The sequence below is a fragment of the Delftia acidovorans SPH-1 genome (genome assembly GCF_000018665.1).
Taxonomy (GTDB): Bacteria; Pseudomonadota; Gammaproteobacteria; order Burkholderiales; family Burkholderiaceae_C; genus Comamonas; species Comamonas acidovorans.
In genome coordinates this window covers 4,786,729-4,807,293 of sequence record NC_010002.1, presented here as the reverse complement: position 1 = coordinate 4,807,293, position 20,565 = coordinate 4,786,729, and the positions used below count along the sequence as shown (strand labels likewise).

The 20,565-nt window shown below is 64.7% G+C and carries 21 protein-coding genes and 1 pseudogene; 9 read left to right on the top strand and 13 right to left on the bottom strand.

Annotated elements, in window-relative coordinates; genetic code table 11:
- Positions 1 to 293: 293 nt before the first annotated feature.
- The 5 genes and pseudogenes from DACI_RS22120 to DACI_RS22100 all read right to left on the bottom strand — a co-directional run.
- A pseudogene (locus DACI_RS22120) lies at positions 294 to 965 on the bottom strand (energy-coupling factor ABC transporter permease); the annotation flags it as partial.
- Between the two features lie 267 nt (positions 966 to 1,232).
- Entirely contained in the window at positions 1,233 to 2,033 is an 801-nt protein-coding gene (locus DACI_RS22115; RefSeq protein WP_012206192.1) for an amino acid ABC transporter permease, read from the bottom strand.
- On the bottom strand, positions 2,030 to 2,692 hold the full coding sequence (locus DACI_RS22110) for an amino acid ABC transporter permease (protein ID WP_012206191.1): 663 nt from the start codon (positions 2,690 to 2,692) through the stop codon (positions 2,030 to 2,032). Before DACI_RS22110 ends, DACI_RS22115 begins: the two co-directional genes overlap by 4 nt.
- Positions 2,693 to 2,695: 3 nt before the next feature.
- On the bottom strand, positions 2,696 to 3,598 hold the full coding sequence (locus tag DACI_RS22105) for a glutamate ABC transporter substrate-binding protein (RefSeq protein WP_043782268.1): 903 nt from the start codon (positions 3,596 to 3,598) through the stop codon (positions 2,696 to 2,698).
- A 120-nt stretch (positions 3,599 to 3,718) separates the two neighbouring features.
- Entirely contained in the window at positions 3,719 to 5,029 is a 1,311-nt protein-coding gene (locus DACI_RS22100) for a flavin-dependent oxidoreductase (protein ID WP_043783611.1), read from the bottom strand.
- A gap of 70 nt (positions 5,030 to 5,099) precedes the next feature.
- On the opposite strand from DACI_RS22100, the gene DACI_RS22095 reads away from it, so the two are divergent.
- The 6 genes from DACI_RS22095 to DACI_RS22070 all read left to right on the top strand — a co-directional run bounded on the left by DACI_RS22095 (position 5,100) and on the right by DACI_RS22070 (position 9,923).
- The gene (locus tag DACI_RS22095) at positions 5,100 to 5,705 is read left to right on the top strand and encodes a TetR/AcrR family transcriptional regulator (RefSeq protein WP_012206188.1); all 606 of its coding nucleotides are present in this window, start codon (positions 5,100 to 5,102) and stop codon (positions 5,703 to 5,705) included.
- Between the two features lie 72 nt (positions 5,706 to 5,777).
- Positions 5,778 to 6,779 carry an NADP-dependent oxidoreductase gene (locus DACI_RS22090; protein ID WP_012206187.1) on the top strand — a complete coding sequence of 334 codons (1,002 nt, stop codon included), beginning with the start codon at positions 5,778 to 5,780 and terminating at the stop codon, positions 6,777 to 6,779.
- A gap of 30 nt (positions 6,780 to 6,809) precedes the next feature.
- The gene (locus DACI_RS22085; RefSeq protein ID WP_012206186.1) at positions 6,810 to 7,514 is read left to right on the top strand and encodes an SDR family oxidoreductase; all 705 of its coding nucleotides are present in this window, start codon (positions 6,810 to 6,812) and stop codon (positions 7,512 to 7,514) included.
- A gap of 166 nt (positions 7,515 to 7,680) precedes the next feature.
- Positions 7,681 to 8,004, top strand: a complete 324-nt coding sequence (locus DACI_RS22080) for an ArsR/SmtB family transcription factor (RefSeq protein ID WP_012206185.1) — start codon at positions 7,681 to 7,683, stop codon at positions 8,002 to 8,004.
- A 40-nt stretch (positions 8,005 to 8,044) separates the two neighbouring features.
- The gene (locus tag DACI_RS22075) at positions 8,045 to 8,560 is read left to right on the top strand and encodes an arsenate reductase ArsC (protein WP_012206184.1); all 516 of its coding nucleotides are present in this window, start codon (positions 8,045 to 8,047) and stop codon (positions 8,558 to 8,560) included.
- Positions 8,561 to 8,636: 76 nt separating this feature from the next.
- Positions 8,637 to 9,923, top strand: coding sequence for an arsenic transporter (locus DACI_RS22070; protein ID WP_012206183.1), 1,287 nt, complete (start codon positions 8,637 to 8,639; stop codon positions 9,921 to 9,923).
- Positions 9,924 to 9,972: 49 nt separating this feature from the next.
- Here the strand turns inward: DACI_RS22070 and DACI_RS22065 are convergent, their stop codons facing one another.
- Positions 9,973 to 10,353 (bottom strand): hypothetical protein, encoded by a 381-nt coding sequence (locus DACI_RS22065; RefSeq protein ID WP_012206182.1) that lies wholly within the window; start codon positions 10,351 to 10,353, stop codon positions 9,973 to 9,975.
- Positions 10,354 to 10,803: 450 nt separating this feature from the next.
- Entirely contained in the window at positions 10,804 to 12,030 is a 1,227-nt protein-coding gene (locus DACI_RS22060) for an FAD-dependent monooxygenase (RefSeq protein ID WP_043783608.1), read from the bottom strand.
- Between the two features lie 139 nt (positions 12,031 to 12,169).
- Here DACI_RS22060 and DACI_RS31605 point away from each other — a divergent pair, with 139 nt between their 5' ends.
- From DACI_RS31605 to DACI_RS31600, 3 genes are all read left to right on the top strand, one after another.
- Positions 12,170 to 13,111: a LysR family transcriptional regulator gene (locus tag DACI_RS31605; RefSeq protein ID WP_012206180.1), complete on the top strand. Its 942-nt coding sequence runs from the start codon at positions 12,170 to 12,172 to the stop codon at positions 13,109 to 13,111.
- Positions 13,112 to 13,528: 417 nt separating this feature from the next.
- A complete protein-coding gene (locus tag DACI_RS22050; protein WP_012206179.1) occupies positions 13,529 to 13,966 on the top strand; it encodes an acetyltransferase in 438 nt (145 codons plus the stop codon).
- Positions 13,967 to 14,121: 155 nt separating this feature from the next.
- Positions 14,122 to 14,601, top strand: a complete 480-nt coding sequence (locus DACI_RS31600; protein WP_157059693.1) for a GNAT family N-acetyltransferase — start codon at positions 14,122 to 14,124, stop codon at positions 14,599 to 14,601.
- A 36-nt stretch (positions 14,602 to 14,637) separates the two neighbouring features.
- On the opposite strand, the gene DACI_RS22040 is transcribed toward DACI_RS31600, so the two are convergent.
- From DACI_RS22040 to DACI_RS22020, 6 genes are all read right to left on the bottom strand, one after another.
- Entirely contained in the window at positions 14,638 to 15,078 is a 441-nt protein-coding gene (locus DACI_RS22040) for a hypothetical protein (protein WP_013801890.1), read from the bottom strand.
- Positions 15,079 to 15,523: 445 nt separating this feature from the next.
- Positions 15,524 to 17,716, bottom strand: coding sequence for a TonB-dependent receptor (locus tag DACI_RS22035; protein WP_012206176.1), 2,193 nt, complete (start codon positions 17,714 to 17,716; stop codon positions 15,524 to 15,526).
- Between the two features lie 76 nt (positions 17,717 to 17,792).
- Positions 17,793 to 18,143, bottom strand: a complete 351-nt coding sequence (locus DACI_RS31595) for a hypothetical protein (RefSeq protein ID WP_012206175.1) — start codon at positions 18,141 to 18,143, stop codon at positions 17,793 to 17,795.
- 364 nt (positions 18,144 to 18,507) lie between these two features.
- Positions 18,508 to 18,918, bottom strand: a complete 411-nt coding sequence (locus tag DACI_RS22030) for a GFA family protein (RefSeq protein ID WP_043783603.1) — start codon at positions 18,916 to 18,918, stop codon at positions 18,508 to 18,510.
- 93 nt (positions 18,919 to 19,011) lie between these two features.
- Entirely contained in the window at positions 19,012 to 19,347 is a 336-nt protein-coding gene (locus tag DACI_RS22025) for a hypothetical protein (RefSeq protein ID WP_225970979.1), read from the bottom strand.
- 199 nt (positions 19,348 to 19,546) lie between these two features.
- Positions 19,547 to 20,491 carry an FHA domain-containing protein gene (locus DACI_RS22020; RefSeq protein WP_012206172.1) on the bottom strand — a complete coding sequence of 315 codons (945 nt, stop codon included), beginning with the start codon at positions 20,489 to 20,491 and terminating at the stop codon, positions 19,547 to 19,549.
- Between the last annotated feature and the right edge of the window lie 74 nt (positions 20,492 to 20,565).

The following is a 20,565-nucleotide window of genomic DNA, read 5'->3' as shown; positions in this document are numbered from 1 at the left end:
ATAGCTGCCGGGCAAGGCGCAATGCGGCGCAGGTCGGGGCCGTCGCATTGAAATGGAGCGGAGCGCGCGGGCCGAATTGTCGCAGGATGCGGGCCTTCAGGCCCTTGCTGCGCGGCAGTCCGTTGGGTGGAAGTCACGGATCGGGCGGCCCGTGAACGGGAGCCCGTTGCCTGATTTTCGGCCTGATTTCCGTGATGCAGCCGCCGTGGTGCCGGTCAGCGCGGATGCGGCTGGAGTCTTGAACAGCCCGCCACAGCGGAGCACCGAGGGTGCGGTGACCGGGAAGCCGGCTGTCAGATGGCCGCTGCGTGCAGGCGGGTGTTGAAAAGCGGCCCTTGCGTGAAGGCGGCCAGACGCTTGGCCAGCCACAGCACGGCCAGGTCCACCAGGGGCTCCACCAGCACCACGCACATGTAGGCGGCACCAAAGCTTGCGACCTCGGTCATGGTGGCCAGGCTGGCGCCATGGCCGTAGATGGCCCAGAAGGCGACCCACAGCACGATGCCGCCCTGGTAGGTGGTGGACAGGGCCAGGGCCTGCCGGTAGCTGATGTCCACATAGGCCGTGCCGGCCGGAATCAGCCGGCGCGCCAGCTGGCTCACCGCATACAGCGGCACCAGCAAGGTGGTGACGTTCATGCCGTACTGCGGCAGGTCGAAGGGTGCAAAGAACAGGCCCTGGACCAGCAGGCCGCACGCCAGGCCAATGGCCGCAGCACCCGCGCCGAACATCAGCAGCAAGGTCGAGCCCAGAATCAGATGGACCTCGGATACGCCGACCGGCTCATGCGGAAACACCTCGAAGAAGCTGAACACCAGCGCGGTGGTGATCACACTGCGCACCAGCAGCGCGAGCGCGCCGCCGTTGTCGCGCAGGCTTTGCCGTGCCAGGGCGGCGGTCAGGCCGAAGGCCGCTGCGGCAGTGACGTAACTGAGGGCGATTTTCTCGGGGCTGACGACGCCGGGTTAGATGTGCATGGGAGGTCCTGGACAGGCAAGGTCCGTTGGAGAGCCGGCGGGCACCGACTGCGCAACGGCAAAGGCACCGAGCATAGCCGGGGATGGTGTGCTGCGCCATGCCGCGCAGCCACGGAGGCAGATTTTCGGTGCCGGTCAAGCGGGCTTTGCCGCGCATCGGCACGGGCGCAGCCCAGGCTGCTGGCCTGCACCGGAGCCCCCTCCTGAAGCACCGGGCCACCTTCCACCACCTTCGGTTGACCGGCGCCGACCACCTCAGTGCACCGGCCGGTTCAGCCGCCTGCTCGCCCTCGATATCGCGTAGTTCACCAGGCAGTACAGCACCGCCACCACCAGGTACACGGGCACCAACGCGTGGTAGTTGGCGATGAGTACCTTGGCGTTCTGCATGAGCTCGCCGTAGGTGACGATGTAGCCGAAGGTGGTGTCCTTGACCACGATGACCAGCTGCGCGACCAGGGCCGGGACGATGTAGCGCAGGGCTTGCGGGAAGACGACGAACCGGAAGACCTGGACCTCGGTCAGCCCCAGGCTTCGCGCGGCATCGGTCTGGCCGCGAGGGACGGCCAGCACGCCTGCGCGGTAGACCTCGGCCACCACGGCGGCAGTGCTCAGGCCTATGGGCAGGGTCAGCATCCAGTACGTGCCGAGCTTGATGCCGGCTGCGGGAAGCACCAGAAAGCACACGTAGATGAGCAGCAGCGTGGGCGTGCCGCGCAGGAATTCGATGACGGCGATGCTGGGCCAGCGCACGATGCGGGGCCGTGCCAGGCGCCCCGCCAGCAGCACCAGCCCGAGGCTCAGCGCAATGACGGCGGCCATGGCCGAGGATGCCAGCGTGCCGAGCAGGCCCTTGGCCAGAAAGGCCCAGGTGGTGGGCCAGGCGAAGAATTCCCAGAACCGGGCCTCGAGCTGGCCTGCGGAATGAAAACGCCACACGACGCCCGCAGCCAGCGCAATCAGCCCGGCCGCGGCGATCAGGCTGACCGCCTGCGTGATCTTCCTGGCCTGCGGGCTGGGCGCGCCAAACAGAATGTCTTCCAGAGAACGGCTCATCGCAGTATCCGCAGCTTCTTTTCCAGGATGGCGCCCACCCAGGCAATGAGCAATCCGGTGGCCACGTACAGGGCGGCGGCCACCGCGAACGCGGCCATGCCGGCAGCGGAGTCGTTGGCGATCTTGGACACGAGCGCCGTGAGCTCCCGGCCCGCCAGCGGCACCTGGGACGCCAGCGAGGTGGACAGCATCAGCGCAATGAGCAGCGACGTCATCGGCTGCACCACCGAGCGCAGCGCCTGCGGCAGCACCACGGCCGAGATGATCTGCATGGGCCGCATGCCCAGGCTGAGCGCGGCCTCGATCTGGCTGCCGGCAATGGTGTTGATGCCCGCGCGCAGATAGTCCGCCGTGAACGCGGAGCAGACCAGGGTCAGGGCCAGGATCACGCTGGGTTCATAGTCGATCACGACATTGAGATCGGGCAGCGCGAACACGATGAAGATCAGCAGCGCCACGCTGGGAATGTTGCGGAAGATCTCGACGTAGCCCGTCAGCACGAAGCGCAGCGGCGGCAGCGGAAGCAGCCTGAGCACCGTCACGACCACGCCCAGCAGGAAGCCGGGCAGGAACGAGAAGGCGGTGAGCTTCCAGGTCAGCAAGAGGGCCTGCCAGAAGGCAGGCCCGTGGTCGGAAAGGAGCCGGGAGATGTCACCCATCGTTCAGGGCAGGGCGGGCGGCGTGGGAACGGCCGTGCTGCCGGTGCGCTGTCCGATGGAGATGGTCCAGAGCTTGGCCCAGGTGCCATCGGCTTCGATTTTCTTCAGGAAGGCGTTGATGAAGGCCACGCCGTCCGAGCCCTTGGGCAGGCCGATGCCGTAGGAATCCTGGGCGCCAAAGGGCGCGCCTGCCAGCCGCGCGTCGCCGGTGCCCAGGCTCAGGGTGTTGAGCAGCAGGGTGTAGTCGGTCACATAGGCATCCACACGGCCTTGGCGCAGGGAGTCCAGCGCCTCCTGGTGGGTCTGGAACTCCTGCACGACCGCCTTGGGCGCGTGCTGCGCCAGGATGGCGGGGCCCGTGGAGCCGGCCTGCGTGGCCACCTTCTTGCCTGCCAGGTCGCTGTAGGACTGCACGGTCTTGTTGCTTGCCTTGACCAGCACCCCGGCCTGCGAGGTGTAGTAGGGGCCGGCAAACGAGATCTTCTCGGCACGTGCGGGGGTGATGGAGTAGGTGGCGATCACCATGTCCGCCTGGTTGTTGATGAGCACCTGCTCGCGCGTGGACGAGGTCACCTGTGCGAACTGGTACTTGGACGCATCGCCCAGGATGTAGCGCGTGAGCAGCTGGGCCAGGCCTGCGTCGAAGCCGCGGATCTTGCCGTCCTTCTCGTTGAGCAGGGAGAACAGATTCGAGGTCTGGGTGCTGCCCAGGCGCAGCGTGCCGGTCTGCTTGATCTTGCTGGCCCAGGTGCTCGATGCGATGGTCGCGGCGTCGGCCACGGGGCCTTGCGCCACCAGGGCGTCAAACGCCGCTGTGTTCAGGGGTGCGCCCTGCGCAAAAAGCGATCCACTGCCCACGATCGCCAGCGTCACCACGGTGGATTTCAGAATGGATTTGATGGGCATGTGGTCTTCCTGCTTGGTCTGTGATGTAAATCTGGGGATGGCTGCCAGGGGCAAGGGCCGATTATGGCGACTCGCGGCCCTTGCTGCCGCACAAGGGCTCAGTCCCTGGTCACGCGCCGGTCATGCGCCGGCCATGCGCCGACCGGGTGCGATGGTGGGGGCTGCGGCATTGAGCGTCTCGATCGCATAGCCGGCCGCTGCCTTGTAGCGGGCCATGAAGCCCTCGCGCTCCTCGCGCGGCAGCACCTCGTCGATATGGTCGAAGACGCCGCCGCAGCGCTCGTCCACCAGTCCCAGCAGGCCGAAGGGGCCGGCCCCGCGGTTGCGCAGCACCAGGGCCGAGATGTCCTTGCACAGCCTGTCGTCATAAGCGCGCAGCGCCTGCGGACCCACGCCGTGGTCCAGCAGCTGCGCGCCCAGCACGCGCGCGTCCACGATGGCCTGGCTGGCGCCGTTGGAGCCCACCGGGTACATCACATGCGCCGCATCGCCCAGCAAGGCCACGCGACCGTCCACCCAGGTGGGCACGGGGTCGCGGTCGATCATGGGGTACTCGAAGACATCCGTGGCGCCGCGCAGCATGGCCGGCACGTCCAGCCAGCCGTAGTCCCAGCCGTCGAAGTGGTGGATGAATTCCTCCAGCGCCACGCGCCGGTTCCAGTCGCCTTGCTGCCAGCCGCCGTCGTTGTCCACCGTGATCTCGGCGATCCAGTTGATGGTGGCCAGGCCCGTGACGGGGTCCGGCGGCGTGATGGGGTACAGCACCACGCGATGGCGCAGCGAGCCCACGCCCACGAAGGACGCACCGGTGCGCACAGGCACCCCGGGCGTGGTGCCGCGCCACATGATGGCGCCGCCCCACTGGATGGGCGGCTGCGCGGGGTGCATCTGCGCGCGCACGGCCGAGTGCAGGCCATCGGCCGCCACCAGCAGCGAGCCCTGCACCTCCAGCCGCTGGCCATCGCGGGTGTCGATGAGCGCGGTCACGCCGTCGGCATCCTGCCGGTAGCCCACCACGCGCTGGCCCAACTGCACGGCGTCGTCGCCCAGGCGCTCCCGCACGGCGTTGAACAGCATCATCTGCAACTGCCCGCGGTGCACCGCGTACTGCGGCCAGTGGTAGCCCGCCTGCAGCCCGCGCGGCTCGGCATACACCTCGTTGCCGTTGCGGCCCACCAGCGCCCATTCCCGCGCCTGCAGGCCGATGGTGTCCAGCACATCGTTGCCGAAACCCAGGTCATGCAGTTCCCGCACCGCGTTCGGCTGCAGGTTGATGCCCACGCCCAGCGGCTGCAGCTGCGCCACCGACTCGAACACGATGCAGGGCACGCCGATCTGGTGCAGCGTGAGGGCAGTGGCCATGCCACCGATGCCGCCGCCGGCAATGAGCACGGGGCGGGATGGTTTGTTGTGTGAAGCAGCAGCAGACATGCCGGGATTGTCCATGCAATGGCTGCGGGCGGATGTCCCATCTGCGGCGCGTGCATGGCGCAAACAATGTATGATGACCATCATGCGAAACACAAATTCCAGCGCCCGGGCTTCCGCCAAGGAGGCCACGCATGAGCGCATCGTGTCCGTGGCGGCGCGTGCCATCCGCCGCAGCGGCTATGGCGGCACCGGGGTGGCGGACATCATGAAGGAGGCGGGCCTGACGCACGGCGCCTTCTACGCCCATTTCGCCTCGCGCGATGCCATGCTGGCCGAAGCGGCGGGCAAGGCCTGCGCCGAGTCCTGCGCCGCTGTCGCCGACGTGGTGGCCAAGGCGCCGCCCGGCATGGTGCTGCAGGCCATGCTGGCCGCCTACCTTTCCAAGGAACATGTCCAGCGCGCCGAGGTGGGCTGCCCCCTGGCGGCCCTGGGTTCCGAGACCTCGCGCCAGGCGCCGGAGGTGCGCCGCGTGGCCACGGGCCACATCAAGGAAATGGTCGATCTCATCGCCCGCCAATCGCCGGACTGGGGACAGCCCGCCGCCCATGAACGTGCGCTGGTCACCTTGTCCACCATGGTCGGCAGCCTGCTGCTGGCACGGGCGGTGGACGATCCGGCCCTGTCCGACAGCCTGCGCGAGGCAGCACTCAAGCACCTGGCGCCGGCCAGCCAGTGATGGCGCATGCCCTGTGCATGTGCCTGGTTTTTTTCGTCTTTACATATGATGGTCATCATATAAAGGAAAGCCATGAAGGCATTCATTCTGGAAAGCTATGGAGCGAACCGCGCCTTGCAGCTGGCAGAAGTACCCGAGCCGCAGTTGCGTGACGACGAAGTCCTGGTCCAGGTCCATGCCGCAGGCGTGAACCAGCTGGACTCCAAGATCAAGGACGGGCAATTCAAGCTCATCCTGCCCTATCGCCTGCCCCTGATCCTGGGCCACGACGTGGCCGGCGTGGTGGTCAAGGCCGGCCCGCGCGTGCGGCAGTTCAAGCCCGGCGACGAGGTCTATGCACGCACGGACGATTTCCGGATCGGCACGTTCGCGGAGTTCGTGCCGGTCAAGGAGTCATCGCTGGCGCCAAAACCGAAGGGGCTCACGATGGAAGAGGCCGCCTCCCTCCCCCTGGTGGGCCTGACGGCCTGGCAGGCCCTGGTGGAGACGGCGAAGCTGTCGAAGGGGCAAAAGGTCTTCATCCAGGCCGGCTCCGGTGGCGTGGGCACGTGCGCCGTCCAGCTGGCCAGGCACCTGGGCGCCACTGTGGCCACCACCACAAGCGCTGCCAACTTCGAACTGGTCAGGAGCCTGGGTGCGGATGTCGTCATCGACTACCGCACGCAGGACTTCGAGGATGTCCTGCACGACTACGACGTGGTGCTCAACAGCCAGGACGGCAAGACGCTTGGCAAATCCCTGCGCGTGCTCAAGGGCGGCGCGAAGCTGATCTCCATCTCCGGCCCGCCCGATCCCGCATTTGGCAGAAACATCGCGGCGCCCGCATTCGTGCGGCTGGTGATGCGGCTGCTCAGCTCCGGCATCAGGCGCCGGGCGCGAGGCCGTGGCATTGACTACTCCTTCCTCTTCATGCGGGCCAACGGCGGCCAGCTGCGCGATATCACCCGCCTCATCGAAGCGGGCGCCATCCGCCCGGTCGTGGACAAGGTCTTCGCATTCGAGTCCACCAACGAGGCCCTTGCCTATTCCGAAGCCGGCCATGCCAAGGGCAAGGTCGTCATCAAGATCCGTTGAATCTGTTTTCCCCCACCCCTGGAGTGCTCCATGAAAATTGAAAACGCTGTTGTTCTCGTCACCGGTGCCAATCGCGGCATCGGCCTGGCCTTCGCACGCGAGCTGCTTGCCCGTGGCGCCCGCAAGGTCTACGCCGGCGCGCGCGACCCCGCCACTGTCACCCAGCCCGGCGTGCATGCCCTGCAGCTGGACGTGAACCGCCCGCAGGACGTGGCCGCCGCCGCGGCGCTGGCGTCGGACGTCACGCTGGTGATCAACAACGCCGGCATTGCCCAGCCCGGCGGCTTCATGGCGCCCGACAGCGAAGAGGTCGCCAGGCGCATCTTCGAGACCAACTTCTTCGCCGTGCTGCGCATGAGCCAGGCCTTCGCGCCGGTTCTCAAGGCCAACGGCGGCGGGGCCTTGCTCAATGTGCTGTCGGTGGCCTCCTGGGTGAACGGCGGCGAGCTGGCCGCCTATTCGGCCAGCAAGTCGGCCGCCTGGTCGCTCACCAACGCCCTGCGCAGCGAGCTTGCAGGGCAGAAGACACAGGTGCTGGGCCTGCACATGGCCTATGTCGACACCGACCTCACGCGTGGGCTTGACGCGCCGAAGTCCAGCCCCGAGGACATCGTCAGGCGCGCGCTGGACGGACTGGAGGCCGGGCTCGATGAAGTGCTGGCCGACGAGCTCACCCAGCAGGTCAAGCGCGGCATGACGGCGGCCCGGCCAAGCTATCTGCCGCAGGGCGCCTGAGGTCGGACCGTGCCCGGTTGCCTGCGCTTTTCAGCAACCGGGCGCGGCGGTCAGCCATGGGTGCCCATCCGCATGGGGTGGCGTGGGTTGGCATGGGCAGGCACGATCGGTCAGCGCCGATTTGGCCTATATTTCCATATTTGTTGAAATATCGTATGATTTGCCCATGGATGAATCTGAAGTCGTCGAATCCCTGGCCGCGCTTGCCCACCCCTTGCGCCTGCGCATCTTCCGCGCGCTCGTCGTGGCCGGGCCCGAGGGGCTGACGCCGGGCGTCATGGCAGAAAGCCTGGGCGCCGCCAACACCACGCTGTCTTTCCATCTCAAGGAACTGACCCGCTCGGGCCTGGTGACGCAGGAGCGGGCCAGCCGCAACCTGGTGTACCGCGCCGCCTATGAGCGCATGAACGGCCTGCTTGGCTTCCTGACGCAGAACTGCTGTGCAGGCGCGGCATGCGAGGTGGCCGACATGTCCTGCAAGTCCTGCTGACGCTGCTCCCCTGGTTTCCCCGCCCCGAACATTTCCTGCCATGACTTCCGACAAACCCCTGAACGTCCTGTTTCTGTGCACGCACAACTCTGCCCGGAGCATCCTGGCGGAAGGCCTGCTGAATCACCTCGGCGGCGGGCGCTTCAAGGCCTACTCCGCAGGCAGCAGCCCCCGCGACAACCAGCAGCCCCATCCGATGGCGATTGCGGCGCTGGAGCAGGCGGGCGTGTGCACCGAAGGCCTGCGCAGCAAAAGCTGGGATGAGTTCGGTGCGCCCGATGCACCCCCTATGGACCTGGTCATCACCGTCTGCGACAGCGCCGCTGGCGAGGCATGCCCCTATTGGCCGGGCCAGCCCGCCACCGCGCACTGGGGCTACGCGGACCCGTCGCGGGCCGAAGGAAGCGACGAAGGCAGCGACGAAGGCCGGCAGGCCGCATTCCGCCAGACCCTGCTGGCCATGCGGCAGCGCCTGGAGCGGCTCGTCAACCTGCCGCCATCGTCCCTGGCCAGGCATGCGCTGCAGCAGTCTGCCCGCGACCTGGCCCGTGACTGACGCCTGCCACCGACACCCGCCACCGAAACCGCTGCGGCCCCCGCTGCCGCCTGCACATCCTCGAAGAAAACAGCACATGCTTGCGGCCCTCCTGATCTTTGCAGCCACCCTTGTCCTGGTCATCTGGCAGCCCGCAGGCCTGGGCATCGGCTGGAGCGCGTCGCTCGGCGCCATCGTGGCACTGGCCCTGGGGGTGGTGCACTGGGCCGATGTCGCCGTCGTCTGGGGCATCGTCTGGAACGCAACCGCTACCTTCGTGGCGGTCATCATCATCAGCCTGCTGCTGGACGAGGCCGGGTTCTTCGAATGGGCTGCACTGCACGTGGCCCGCTGGGGGCGCGCAAGCGGCAGGCGCCTGTTTGCCTTCATCGTGCTGCTGGGCGCCGTGGTGTCTGCGGTCTTTGCCAACGATGGCGCCGCGCTCATCCTGACGCCCATCGTGATGGCCATGCTGGTGGCCCTGGGCTTTTCTGCCGCAAGCACCCTGGCCTTCGTCATGGCGGCAGGGTTCATCGCGGACACGGCCAGCCTGCCGCTGGTGGTGTCCAACCTGGTCAACATCGTCTCGGCGGACTTCTTCGGCATCGGCTTCAACGACTACGCGTCGGTCATGGTGCCGGTGAACCTGGTTGCCGTAACCGCCAGCCTGGGCGTGCTGTTCCTGTTCTTCCGCAAGGATCTGCCCCGCACCTACGCCTTGGAGCGCCTGCAGCCCCCATCGGCCGCCATCCGGGATCTGGCCACCTTCCGCGCAGGCTGGGCCGTGCTGGCGCTGTTGATGCTGGGCTTCTTCGGGCTGGAGCCGCTGGGCGTTCCCGTCAGCGCCGTGGCCGCAGCCTGTGCGCTGCTCTTGCTGGCCGTCGCCGCCCATGGCCGGGTCATCAGCGCAGGCCGGGTCCTGAAGGGCGCGCCTTGGCAGATCGTCGTGTTCTCACTGGGCATGTACCTGGTGGTCTATGGCTTGCGCAACGCTGGGCTGACCGGCGCCCTGGCCAGGGTGCTGGAAGTATTTGCGGGCGGCGGCGTGTGGGGCGCCGCAATAGGCACCGGCTTTATGTCGGCGGGCCTGTCTTCCGTGATGAACAACATGCCCACGGTGCTGGTGGGCGCCCTGTCCATCGAACACTCCGGGGCCACGGGGCTGGTGAAGGAAGCCATGGTCTATGCCAATGTGATCGGCTGTGACCTGGGCCCCAAGATCACGCCCATCGGCAGCCTGGCCACCTTGCTCTGGCTCCATGTGCTGGCCCGCAAGGGCATGACGATTGCCTGGGGCTACTACCTGCGCGTCGGCATCGTCCTGACCCTTCCGGTCCTTGCCATCACGCTGGTCGCGCTTGCCTTGCGGCTGAGTGTGGGCTGAGCGTGGTCTGGGCGTGGTCTGAACGCCGGCCGGCCGGCGTGCTGGCGCATCAGCTGCTGCCGTCCTGCGCAGACATCGGCACATTGGCGCGGCGTTCAAACAGGTGGGCCATGGCCTTTGCCGCCGCCTCGGCCGCTTCGGCGCGGCGCATCTCGGCCGCGTCTTCGAACCCGCAGCCCATGGCCTGGGCCTCGGTGCCCGCGTAGTCGGCCAGCGTCTCCGCGCTGTCGCGGATGCTTTGCAGTGCGCGGGCCACCACGTCCATGTGGCGATGGCCCTTGGGCGTCTCCAGCCATGCCAGGGCGAGCTGGGCGATGGCGGAAATTTCTGCACAGCCTTGCTGCACGAGATGGTCCACCTGGGTGAGGGCGTTGGACAGCTGCCGGGTGCTGTGGCTGTCTGTGGTGGGGGAGGGCTGGGTGGGGTTCATGCCATGTCCCTCCGCAGTTGGCCGGGCACAAAGGGCTGGCATGAGGGAGGGACTGCGCCAAAAGACAGCGCGCAGGCGAGAGAAACGGCGTTCATTGTTCCGTGCTCCATTGCGGATCGAATCCACAGGCCATTGCATCTGCATTGACTGATGGATTCGGTGTACCAAGCCTCGCTTTCGGAGAGGCTGTGCCGCTATACGACGGATGTTTTGAAGCATCAGCCCCGGGACAGGGGGCCGGGGCTGATGATAGCGCGGGTAGGAAGGGGGCGAGCCGTTTTTGGGGATGCAGCTCGTAGTGGTGGAGTTGTCTGCTGCCGGACCTGAGCCACCATTCGCGCAGTTGGTGCAGATGGCAGCTTTGCAGCGATAACTGTGCCCACTGCCTCATCGCGAGCGTGCGGTCACAACCACATGCGAATTGATCGGATGCAGGGAGTCCAGCGAGCATCATTCGATGCGCAAGAGACTGCCGAAGCCCTCCCCTTGCGCTGGCGCGCCGTCGGTGCAGACAGGCATTGGCAGGCCCTGTGCCCATCCGGCTGCCAAGACCTGCACGTCGTGCATCGGATTGGACGCCTTGGCACGCTCATTGCGTATGCGGCAGGCTTCCGGATCGGTGCCGAACAGCCCGCGTGCGAAGACCCGACCCTGTTCCGTCAGCCTTGCTGTTTTCGGGGCACGGATTCTCGCAAACGCCTGGAATACATCGTCCAAGCCGCCGCTTGTGGCATCCAGGCACCGGGCCAAATGCCACGCATCTTCCAGCGCCTGGCAGGCACCTTGCCCCGATGTCGGCAACGGCGCATGCGCGGCATCACCCACCAGCAGCACGTTCGCCCGGCTCCATGTGTGCAGCGGCTCCAAGTCATGCACCGCAATCAGCCGGATGGCATTCGCGGGCGTGGCCCGGATGATATGCACGACCGGTTCAGGCCATCCCGCGAACAGGTCATCGACCTCCTTGCGCATATCTGCGGCCGGTCTGGCCTCAGACAGGGGCCGAGCCTGGGCCGCAGCCCAATACACCAGTTCGGGGCGAATCGCCACGCAACCAAAGCGCTCGCCCGCCCCCCAGAAATCCTGAATCGCAATATCGTCCACCAGCGCATGCTGCGCCTGCGCCACGCCGATCCAGTTCACGAAGCCCTGATAGACGGGCGTGTTGTCACCTGCGACAAACTTGCGCGCCACAGAATCCATGCGACCGTCTGCGCCAATGAGCAGGTCCGGGCGAGTGCTCGCACCGTTATCGAAATGGGCCATGGCCCTGCCATTGGCATCCAGCTCAATGGCCACCGCCCGGTGCCCGAACTCCACTGGTATCCCTGCCCGAGCCGCATGATCCAGCAATACCTCCTGCAAGTGCCTGCGCAGCACCGTGTAGGTGGGGTATCCCATCATCCGGTCCAGCAAGGCAATATCGAGGCCTCCCAATGCATTGCCCACGGCATCCTGGCGACGCATTGTCAGTGGTCGGCCGCCAATGGCCTTGATGTCTTGCAGCAGTCCCAGCTCTTGCAGCACAAAGCTGGCATTGGGCCAAAGCGTCACGCCGGCCCCCATGGTTGCCGGCGCCGTTCGGCGCTCGTAGACCCGAGGGTTGTAACCCTGCCTGCGCAAAGTCAGTGCCACGCTCAAGCCTGCAATTCCACCGCCAAGTATTCCGATTTCCACGCTGAATCTCTCCTGTCGATATGGAGCCCTACGCATAGCCCACCGCGTTGCATCGAGCAAAAGTGCATCTTAAATTTCGCCACTACAGGGAACTAGCATGCAAAATTGGGACGTTTTCATACCTCAAACGGGATAATCAATGCGCGATGCACTCGATCTGAATGCCGTCCGCGTCTATACGGCAGTTGTTGATGAGCAGAGCTTTGCCGGCGCATCGCGTTTTTTGGCCATGCCTTCCTCCAACGTCAGCCGCCACGTTGCAGCACTGGAGCGCAGACTCGGTACACGCCTGCTGGAGCGAAGCACCCGTCACCTGCGTATGACGGAAGCCGGCCGTCTGCTCTATGAACGCGCCAAGCCCTTGCTTGACACCCTGCTCTCCACAGAGGAGGAGCTTGGCGCAGTGCAGCGCGAACTGCGCGGTCCTTTGAAGATCTGCATGCATGGCGAGGCACCCAGGCTGATGGCCCCCATCCTCGCTGAGTTCTGTAGCCTTCATGCGGGGATTGAGCTGGAATGCGATACCCGGATGACCGGACTGGAAGTGCTTCGAGAAGACGTTGACCTTTCCATCGTCTTCCACCGGGGTCCTCAGGAAGACAGTGCTTTCATCACCCGCGAACTGGCCACACTGCCCAGCATCGTGGTTGCCGCCCCCTCCTTGCTGGCCAAAACCGGGATGCCACGCCACGTGCGCGAGCTGAAATCTCTGCCCTGCATCACCACCCTCAGCGCGCTGAAGGGCCAGCCCTGGCAGTTTCAAGACGCAGCGGGAGAAATCGTCAAGGTGCCGGTCCGCAGCCGCTACCGCGTCAACAGCGGAGAGCTGGCCGTTGCAGGCGCACGGCAAGGCATCGGCTTCGCGATTGTGGCGGCCTACCCCTGCCAGGAAGACCTTGCAGCAGGTCGATTGCAGGAAGTGCCACTAGACCTTTGTCCTGCCCCTTTGCAATTGCTGGGGGCATACAGCCATCGCCATTCCGTGACTGCGCGTGTCCGGGCGCTGCTGGAATTGATACAGGTACGGTTGGCTGGATCAGTTAACCCTCCCATGACACCCCGATCTCATGGGTCGCCCTAGGATCGAAGTGATGCACTGGGCTCAAAGTGGAGACCTTCGGAGCGCGAGCAGTCGCTCGGCATGACTTTTAAATGTCAGCTTGTGGCGGTGCGCGACCTTCGCTGGTCGCGGCCCAGGGTGCCGACCGAAAGGGCCCCGGCTGGCGCCCGCTTTGCAGCGATTGCTGTCGCTCATGGTCTCATTCAGTCACGGTCGCATGCCGGTCATCCGAGCACCAAGGCTCAAGCCGGCCCAGCGACGGACTTCAGTTAACTAGCCGACGGTGACCCAGGCGGCTCCTGGAAATCCGCTATCGCGGCCCACGGATAGGCGCTGGCGACACAAAGCCGGCGTTCAGCGCATTCCACAGGAGCCGAGGCGACTTCGCAGCTGTGTACCGTCATACTTCACGCAAGCTGAATCATTTGCAAAGTTGCCATGTACACACTCCGCGCATCACGTCCTGAAGATGGTGCCGCCCTGGTTGACCTTTGGCGGCGTTCCGTAGACGCCACCCATCACTTTCTCAGTCCCGATGATCGAAAGGCAATTGATGCCGAAGTGGTCGAGTTTCTGCCTCATGCGCCGGTGACTGTTGCTGTCGATGAACATGACCAGCCCCATGGCTTCATGCTGATCGATGGCACGCACATGGAGGCGCTGTTCATCGATCCGGATGTCCGTGGCACCGGCATCGGCCGCAGGTTGTTGCAGCATGGATTGGCGCTGCACGGGCAATTGAGCACAGACGTCAACATGCAGAACTCCCAAGCCGTTGGCTTCTATCAACGGATGGGGTTCGTTGAAACTGGACGTTCGGAGGTGGATTCGCAGGGACGCCCTTATCCTCTTGTTCACCTGCGATACCAGGGCTAGCTGGAAGCAGGCCGCAGCTCGCATGGGGCCTGCCTTGCAGCAGCAGCAACCCCTTACTGTGGACTGCTGCCCCCTTGGTTGACGCTCAGATACACGGTCGGCAACCACCGTTTTTGTACGCTTTGAATTTGATGGATAGACAACCAGATACAGGCATGAATTTGAAATTTAAGCGGCTCACTGAAGTTGATCCGGCTCATATTGTTTCGCTGAACAACAATCCAGATGTGCTGCGACAAATGCCGCTTGGAAGTGCGGATTTCGACCTGGCGAAAGCAAATGAATGGGCCCAGAAAAAAGATGCCCAGTGGCAGCAATACGGCTATGGGCCATGGGCGTTTGAAATTGATCAGCAATTTGCCGGCTGGGGCGGCTTGCAGTACGAGCAAGGTGATGCCGACCTCGCTTTGGTGCTTCACCCCAAGTTCTGGGGAAGTGGCAAGGCCATCTATCAAGAGATAGTGAAACGTGCATTCACTGGCTTGGGGCTGAACTCCATCACAATTTTGCTGCCACCTTCAAGAACCAGAATAAAAGGAGTTCTCAAGCTGGGATTTCGGCCAGATGGCGCATTGGATATCGAGGGGACTCGCTTTTTGCGCTATCGCCTGCATGCACCCGGCAAACCCGTTTGACCAAATATTTGAGCAGCGCGTCTTGATCCCACGCACTCATACCTTGGCGAGGAAGGCCGCCGCATCACCCGCTTCACACTTCCAGTCTGCGAAGACCCCAACCAAGTTGCATTCCACGCAGTGGCAAGCGATGTAGTACCAGCGCACGTCGTGTGTGCCCTCGTACACGGAGACGCCGGACATCAGTTCGAACGTCTCGTTCTCGCACACGCACTCGTGTGCCTCGGGGGTGGCCTCTTCAACATATTCCGCGCTGTCGCCCATCAGGTGTTCCTGCCCGCAGTCGGTGCAGGTGCGGATGGCCACGCCGGCTTCTTCATCCGTCTGCAGCGCAAAAGTCCGGCACCCGCAATCGCATTTGGACGAGGCAAACCGGACGGCCTCATGAAGATTCGCAATGCTGTAGCTGCGCAGCTCGGCTTGGGTGTCGCCGGACGTTGTTCCGTACCAGAACTCGCCCTTCTTCGTCAGTGCCATTGATACTGTTCCATTCTTCAAGTTGGGCCTCTCGGCAGACCTGACGCCAAGCTTTCCCGATGTTCCGGATTTTGCCTGATGGCACGGTGAATCGTCGCCAAGGGGCCGGGCCGAGGTGGACGCCGATTCTTGGAGATTGCAGCCAGCGACCATCAAGTTCAGCTGTCGATCGCCGCCGATGTTCGATGTTGAAGCTCCTGCGTCAGTTCTCAGCCTGAGACCATTGTTCGGAGATCTGCAACTGCCGGCTGCTCCGCAGCGATTGCTGCAGCTCGTGGTTGCATCTCGAACTATCGGTCACGCACCATAGCGGACATCCGAACATCAGCGCTGGCGGCCACCCAACGACAGGTTTCAGTTGGGCAGCCGACAGTGGCCTTCATGAATGCAATGAACCTGACCTATCACCCACCTCCCTGATAACTGGTCCAAGGCGTCAAGATGCTCAGAACGGCTTGCTGACCGAGACCAGGAAGGTGCGCCGTGGTGCGAACTGTGGTGCGCCCACGCCTATGCCGGTGCCATCGCGCAGCTCGTAGCTGCGGTCAAACAGGTTCAGTACTGACACACGCGTTTTCAACTTGCCAACCATTGGCAGGTCGAAGTCGCGCGCGGCGCCCACGTTCAACTGCCAGTAGGCGGGCAGATGCTCGGTATTGGCAAAGCCGCGGCGCAAACCCGAGCCGAACAGTGCGCTTGCCGTCCAGGTCGTTCCCGCCTGCAGGTACGACACGCCACCCGAGACCGTCAGTTGCTGGTCGTGATCCAGGTGCACCCAGTTGCTGTTGATGTAGGCCAGCTCCTCGGCATCGAAGTTGAACTGCCCGGTCTCCAAGCCCTTGCCCATGGCCCGCGAGACCGCTACGTTCAGGTAGGCGCCGAAATTTCCCTGGCGGTAGTTGGCCGAGCCCTCGATGCCGTAGATACGGCCGCGCTCGTAGTTGAACGCCGAGTACAGCAGCGCGTTGCCGAACTGGCCCTCGTCCTGCAGGTGGCGCACGTCGCGGTAGTAGGCATCGAGCCCGAGGGTCAGGTTTGGCGTGAGCTGGTGCGAGAGGCCGATGTCGAAGTAGTTGGAGCGCTCGGAGCGCACGGCGGTGTTGGCATCCGACGGCAGCGCGTTCGTAGTACCCAGGAATTTATCCACCGTCGTGGCATCGAACTTCTCAGTCGGCGGCGGCGTGAAATAGCGCGCATAGCCGGCATGCAGGCGTGTGCGGCTCGACCAGTCGTAGGTCACGCCCAGGCGCGGGCTGAGCTGCTGTTCGCTAACGATGGTGTTCACATGGTCATAGCGCACACCGTAGTTGACGGTGAGCTTTTCGCTCGGCTTCCATTCGTCCTGCAGGTACACGCCCACCGTGCCGCCGGTGCTGCGCGCATTGTCGGTGATGGTGAGCGGCGTACCGCTGGTCTGAGCGCCGCTTTCGTCGGCCGGGAAGACCTGAGAGCTGTTGTCTACCCCGTAGCGCTCGCGCTGCAGGAACAGGCCGGCACGCAGCGTGTGGCGCTCGTTCAGCTGATAACTGGCATCGCTTTGCAGGCCGTAGGCGCTATTGGTGCGCCTGATGTTGGACGCCACACCGTTATAGACCAGATCACCTACCGGGTCGGGTAGGTAGTCGATGCGGCTGGAGCGGCGGAACAACGAGACCTGGTAGTCGAGCTGCGGCGACACCTTGCGCTGGTACGACAAAATCTGGAAGTCCGTCTGCTCGCGCTGGTTGGCATTGAGGTCCTGCGAGTTGGGAGACACGGCGCCATCCAGCGTGAATTGCGGCGTCAGGCCCGGCCGCGTGGGAATCTGGAAACGACTGTTCGACGTACCGAACATGAAGCCCACGCGGCTGTCGGCATCGAGCATGTACGACAGCATGCCGAATGACTTGTTTTGCGTGGTGTGGTCGTGCATGGCGCTGCGCTTGCCGGTGGGATTCTCTATACCCAGATTGCTTTCGGCGATGGTGCCGCTCAGGTAATAGCTCCAGGGCCCCTGCGCGCCTTGCACCTGGGTATTGAGACCGCGTCGGCCGTTGCTGCCAAGCACGGTGCCGACCTCTCCTCCGAAGGGCCTGGGCTGGCTCTCATCGTCGTCGGCCGCCCCTTTGGTGTGGATGTCGACCACGCCGGCAGTGCGGTAACCGTATTGCGCCGGCAACGCGCCGGTGAGCACGTTGATCTGGTTGGCGAAGCGCGTGTCCAGCATCTGCCCGAAGCCGCTGATCGGCTCTGGGACCACCACGCCATTAATACGGTACTGCAGATTGGAATGGTCGCCACGCACATGCAACTGACCATACGAGTCCTGCACGATTCCCGGCGCTTGCAGCAACACTTGGTTGAGCGGTGTGGCCGAGCCCTGCGGCAAACGGGCGATGTCGTCGCTGTTGAAGTTGTAGAGGGAGCTACCGGTGTCGGGCGAGAGCGCATTGCGCGCCGCATCCAAGCGCTTGGCGCTCACGCGCACCTCGCCCAGACCGCCGGCAGAGGTACTGGGCTGAACTGTGACGGTGGCCTCAGGCACATCGGGAGATTGGGAAGGGCTGGCGGCCTGCTGCGCAAGCGCAGGAACAGAAGCCAGGGTGGGCAGAACGGCAGCAAGTGCCGCCACCAACGCACGGGGCGGGAAAGGAGTCATGGCAAACCTTTGAATCGAACGGATGCAATCAACACCGCCCCAGGCATTCATGCAGGGGGTGGCGGGCAAAAAGGATTCAAGGCTTGGATGGCGGATCACGCGCACACAAAGCCACCGCAGACACTGGGGCGCGAGCGCAGGGCTTGAGAGATGGGAAATGCCAGCGCAGTGCCAGGTCCAGGGCCCAGAGCAGCGCCACGGGCAATGCCATGTCCAAGTCCAGCGCGGCAAACGCCGCGCACTCGGGGCAGGCGGTATGGTCCGGTGCAGGTGACGGCTCGGTCCCCTGGCCAGCACCGGACCATGCCACGCCAGTCTGCGGCAGGTGCGACAGCGTGTGATGCAGAGCCCCCTGTTCGACGAACAGCAGCAGCAACGCCAGCAGGCAGGCCAGCCAGCGCAGGTGTGGGGACGATGGGCGGAGCATACGCAAAGGCAGGGGGACGGCGCAGGTCAATCGTTGTGGATTGTGGCATGCCGGCTTACCCGGTACAAATGGACAGCAGCGGCACGACTGCTCCTGGCCGATAGCCGAACTTACGAGACACGGAAGACTAGGCTGGAGAGCATGTCGTTGAGCTCCGTGTTGTCAGCACCGGCTGCAGAAGCATGTCCGCCTCGTCCGCCGTGAGGACTGATGGGAATGTGACCAGCGCAACTGCCGTTGGCTCAATCTGGAAATAGGTGGTGTGTTTCACGAGGTCCAATGCTCGCTTCGAATGCCAGTTTGCAGGCGTGGATTCTGCCTATACCGCGAATGGTCGGTTGAAGTCACAACCGAAACCAGCCGTTTAATCAACCTCTTCCCAGTCCACCCACCCCATCCCCACGCCTCGATTCACATGCCGCTGCCCACCCACCACTAACTCCGAATCCAGCGTGGCCAAAGCAACAGAGATCCACGCGCCCTCTGCGTAATGCGCGCTGTGCCACGTCAGCGATGAGCCGCATTGCTGGCAAAAGCAGCGCGTGATGCCGGGCGATGAGGCAAAGGAGCGCAATTGCTCCTGGCCCTGGGTGAAGACCAGGTCCTTTGCCGGCACGCTGCCGTAGGTGGCGAATGCGGCGCCGTGGGCCTTCTGGCAGATGCGGCAGTGGCAGTGCGACACGGCCTTGGGGCTGGACCGCAGTTCATAGGCGATGGCGCCGCACAGGCAGCTGCCGGTCAGGGCAAGAGGGGGGCTATCCGGGGCGTTGCTCATGGTCGGTCGGGCGCAAAAAAGGCGCATGCCATTGTGCATGCGCCCCAATGCCGCGACAGGGACGCGCGGCAACCCCAGGAGTCATCCGTTTCGTCAGTCGCCGATGACCTGCAGCCCGCTGCCGTCCCCATGCGCCTGCAGGCACATTCTTCCGAGGTCGTTGAGAAAGCGCAGCACGGGCATCTCGCCCACGCAGGCGGGGATGGCGGCCATGATGTCGTTGTGCAGTTCCAGCAGCTGGTCGGCGGCGACGAACATGGCGGCGGATTCGCCGTAGTAGTGCCGCCAGAAGTCCTGCAGCAGGCCGTGGCGGGCCTTGCCTACGACCAGGGGATAGCCGTTTTCCCAGACCTGTGCGTCCATGGAAAGGCTGGCCAGGCCAGGGTCAACAGGCCGCGCGCTGGCGGGGATCAACAGTACACGTCGCATGTCCATGCTCATTTGCGTCTTCCAGGTGCGCCAGTGGACTCGGGCAACCCGGTCCGGGAGGAGGGTGAGAGGGTTCGCACCGCAGGCGGCAAGAACCGGCTCCCACTTTATTCACGTGTGCACAACAAGAAAATTACAGCTGATTACATGCGGCGAGCGATGCGCCGTGTGCCTGCCGTTCTCCGTTGCAGTTCGCCGTTCAGGCGCTGCGCGCCCCGCCTTCGATCTCGAACGGAAAGTCCCCGAAGCGCAGGCTGCCGCGCCGCCGCTCCACCAGGGCGGGCGAGGCAGCGCATTCGGGCAGGGCGCTGAGGATCTGGTGCTTGGCGCGGAAGATCTGGATGTTCACGTACGAGGGCTCCACGCCCAGCATGCGTGAGAGTGCATCCAGTTCTATCCAGCCCTGGCTTGCGGGGGCCAGGCCTTTTTCTGCGTCCTGCTGGCGCACGCGGGCCAGGGTGACCAGGGTGTAGTGGTGTATGCGTTCGCCCAGCGCAATGGGCTTGCCGTCGCTCATGACGGTCAGGCTGGCGTGCTCTTCGTTCTGGCTGACGGTGAAGCGAAAGGACACCTCCGGCGGCTTGGGCGCACGCGGGTCGAAGCTGCTTTCCCGCGTGGATTCCAGGTCGTCGCATTGCACGAATTCCCAGCTGCCTGCGGAGGTGTGGACCATGGCACCGTCCACCAGGGGCTCGGTGCCGTCGCCGGACTCCTGCAGCCAGCGGCCGTCCTCGAAGAAGACGTTGGCTTCGGGCTCCTGCGCGTCGGGCAGCAGGGTGCCGCGCGGGTTCAGGGCCAGGGGGCCGTCCTGGGGCAGTCCCGGGCCGGGGCTCAGGCAGGTGATGGGCGGTCCCAGGTCTTCCACGGTCCAGGCCGCTTCTGCGCCTTCGCCCATGCTGAGCTTGGCGCCCACCGCCAAAACGGTCCAGCGGCCGGCGACCAGGCGCACGCCGTTGAGCATGGTGCCGTTGCGGCTCTGGTCCACGATTTCCCAGGTCTGCCGGTTCCAGCGGAACAGTGCGTGGACCTGGGAGACGTCGGGCGCCTTCATGACGGTCTGGCAGACCGAGGGGTGGCGGCCGAAGGTATGCAGGGGCCGCAGCACGACGATGCGGCCGTCGAGTTGGTTACGAAAGAGGGCCATCGCCTCGAATTCTCCTTGGGGCTTGTGTGAACAGGGGGTGGGCTGGGGGCGCATTGGCCCGGAGCCGGCAGCCT

Bases quoted from the DNA above. Each gene is read 5' to 3' on its own strand.
- DACI_RS22115 (WP_012206192.1), bottom strand. From the start codon at position 2,033: ATGAGCCGTTCTCTGGAAGACATTCTGTTTGGCGCGCCCAGCCCGCAG.
- DACI_RS22110 (WP_012206191.1), bottom strand. From the start codon at position 2,692: ATGGGTGACATCTCCCGGCTCCTTTCCGACCACGGGCCTGCCTTCTGG.
- DACI_RS22105 (WP_043782268.1), bottom strand. From the start codon at position 3,598: ATGCCCATCAAATCCATTCTGAAATCCACCGTGGTGACGCTGGCGATC.
- DACI_RS22100 (WP_043783611.1), bottom strand. From the start codon at position 5,029: ATGTCTGCTGCTGCTTCACACAACAAACCATCCCGCCCCGTGCTCATT.
- DACI_RS22095 (WP_012206188.1), top strand. From the start codon at position 5,100: ATGATGACCATCATGCGAAACACAAATTCCAGCGCCCGGGCTTCCGCC.
- DACI_RS22090 (WP_012206187.1), top strand. From the start codon at position 5,778: ATGAAGGCATTCATTCTGGAAAGCTATGGAGCGAACCGCGCCTTGCAG.
- DACI_RS22085 (WP_012206186.1), top strand. From the start codon at position 6,810: ATGAAAATTGAAAACGCTGTTGTTCTCGTCACCGGTGCCAATCGCGGC.
- DACI_RS22080 (WP_012206185.1), top strand. From the start codon at position 7,681: ATGGATGAATCTGAAGTCGTCGAATCCCTGGCCGCGCTTGCCCACCCC.
- DACI_RS22075 (WP_012206184.1), top strand. From the start codon at position 8,045: ATGACTTCCGACAAACCCCTGAACGTCCTGTTTCTGTGCACGCACAAC.
- DACI_RS22070 (WP_012206183.1), top strand. From the start codon at position 8,637: ATGCTTGCGGCCCTCCTGATCTTTGCAGCCACCCTTGTCCTGGTCATC.
- DACI_RS22065 (WP_012206182.1), bottom strand. From the start codon at position 10,353: ATGAACCCCACCCAGCCCTCCCCCACCACAGACAGCCACAGCACCCGG.
- DACI_RS31605 (WP_012206180.1), top strand. From the start codon at position 12,170: ATGCGCGATGCACTCGATCTGAATGCCGTCCGCGTCTATACGGCAGTT.
- DACI_RS22050 (WP_012206179.1), top strand. From the start codon at position 13,529: ATGTACACACTCCGCGCATCACGTCCTGAAGATGGTGCCGCCCTGGTT.
- DACI_RS31600 (WP_157059693.1), top strand. From the start codon at position 14,122: ATGAATTTGAAATTTAAGCGGCTCACTGAAGTTGATCCGGCTCATATT.
- DACI_RS22040 (WP_013801890.1), bottom strand. From the start codon at position 15,078: ATGGCACTGACGAAGAAGGGCGAGTTCTGGTACGGAACAACGTCCGGC.
- DACI_RS22035 (WP_012206176.1), bottom strand. From the start codon at position 17,716: ATGACTCCTTTCCCGCCCCGTGCGTTGGTGGCGGCACTTGCTGCCGTT.
- DACI_RS31595 (WP_012206175.1), bottom strand. From the start codon at position 18,143: ATGCTCCGCCCATCGTCCCCACACCTGCGCTGGCTGGCCTGCCTGCTG.
- DACI_RS22030 (WP_043783603.1), bottom strand. From the start codon at position 18,918: ATGAGCAACGCCCCGGATAGCCCCCCTCTTGCCCTGACCGGCAGCTGC.
- DACI_RS22025 (WP_225970979.1), bottom strand. From the start codon at position 19,347: ATGCGACGTGTACTGTTGATCCCCGCCAGCGCGCGGCCTGTTGACCCT.
- DACI_RS22020 (WP_012206172.1), bottom strand. From the start codon at position 20,491: ATGGCCCTCTTTCGTAACCAACTCGACGGCCGCATCGTCGTGCTGCGG.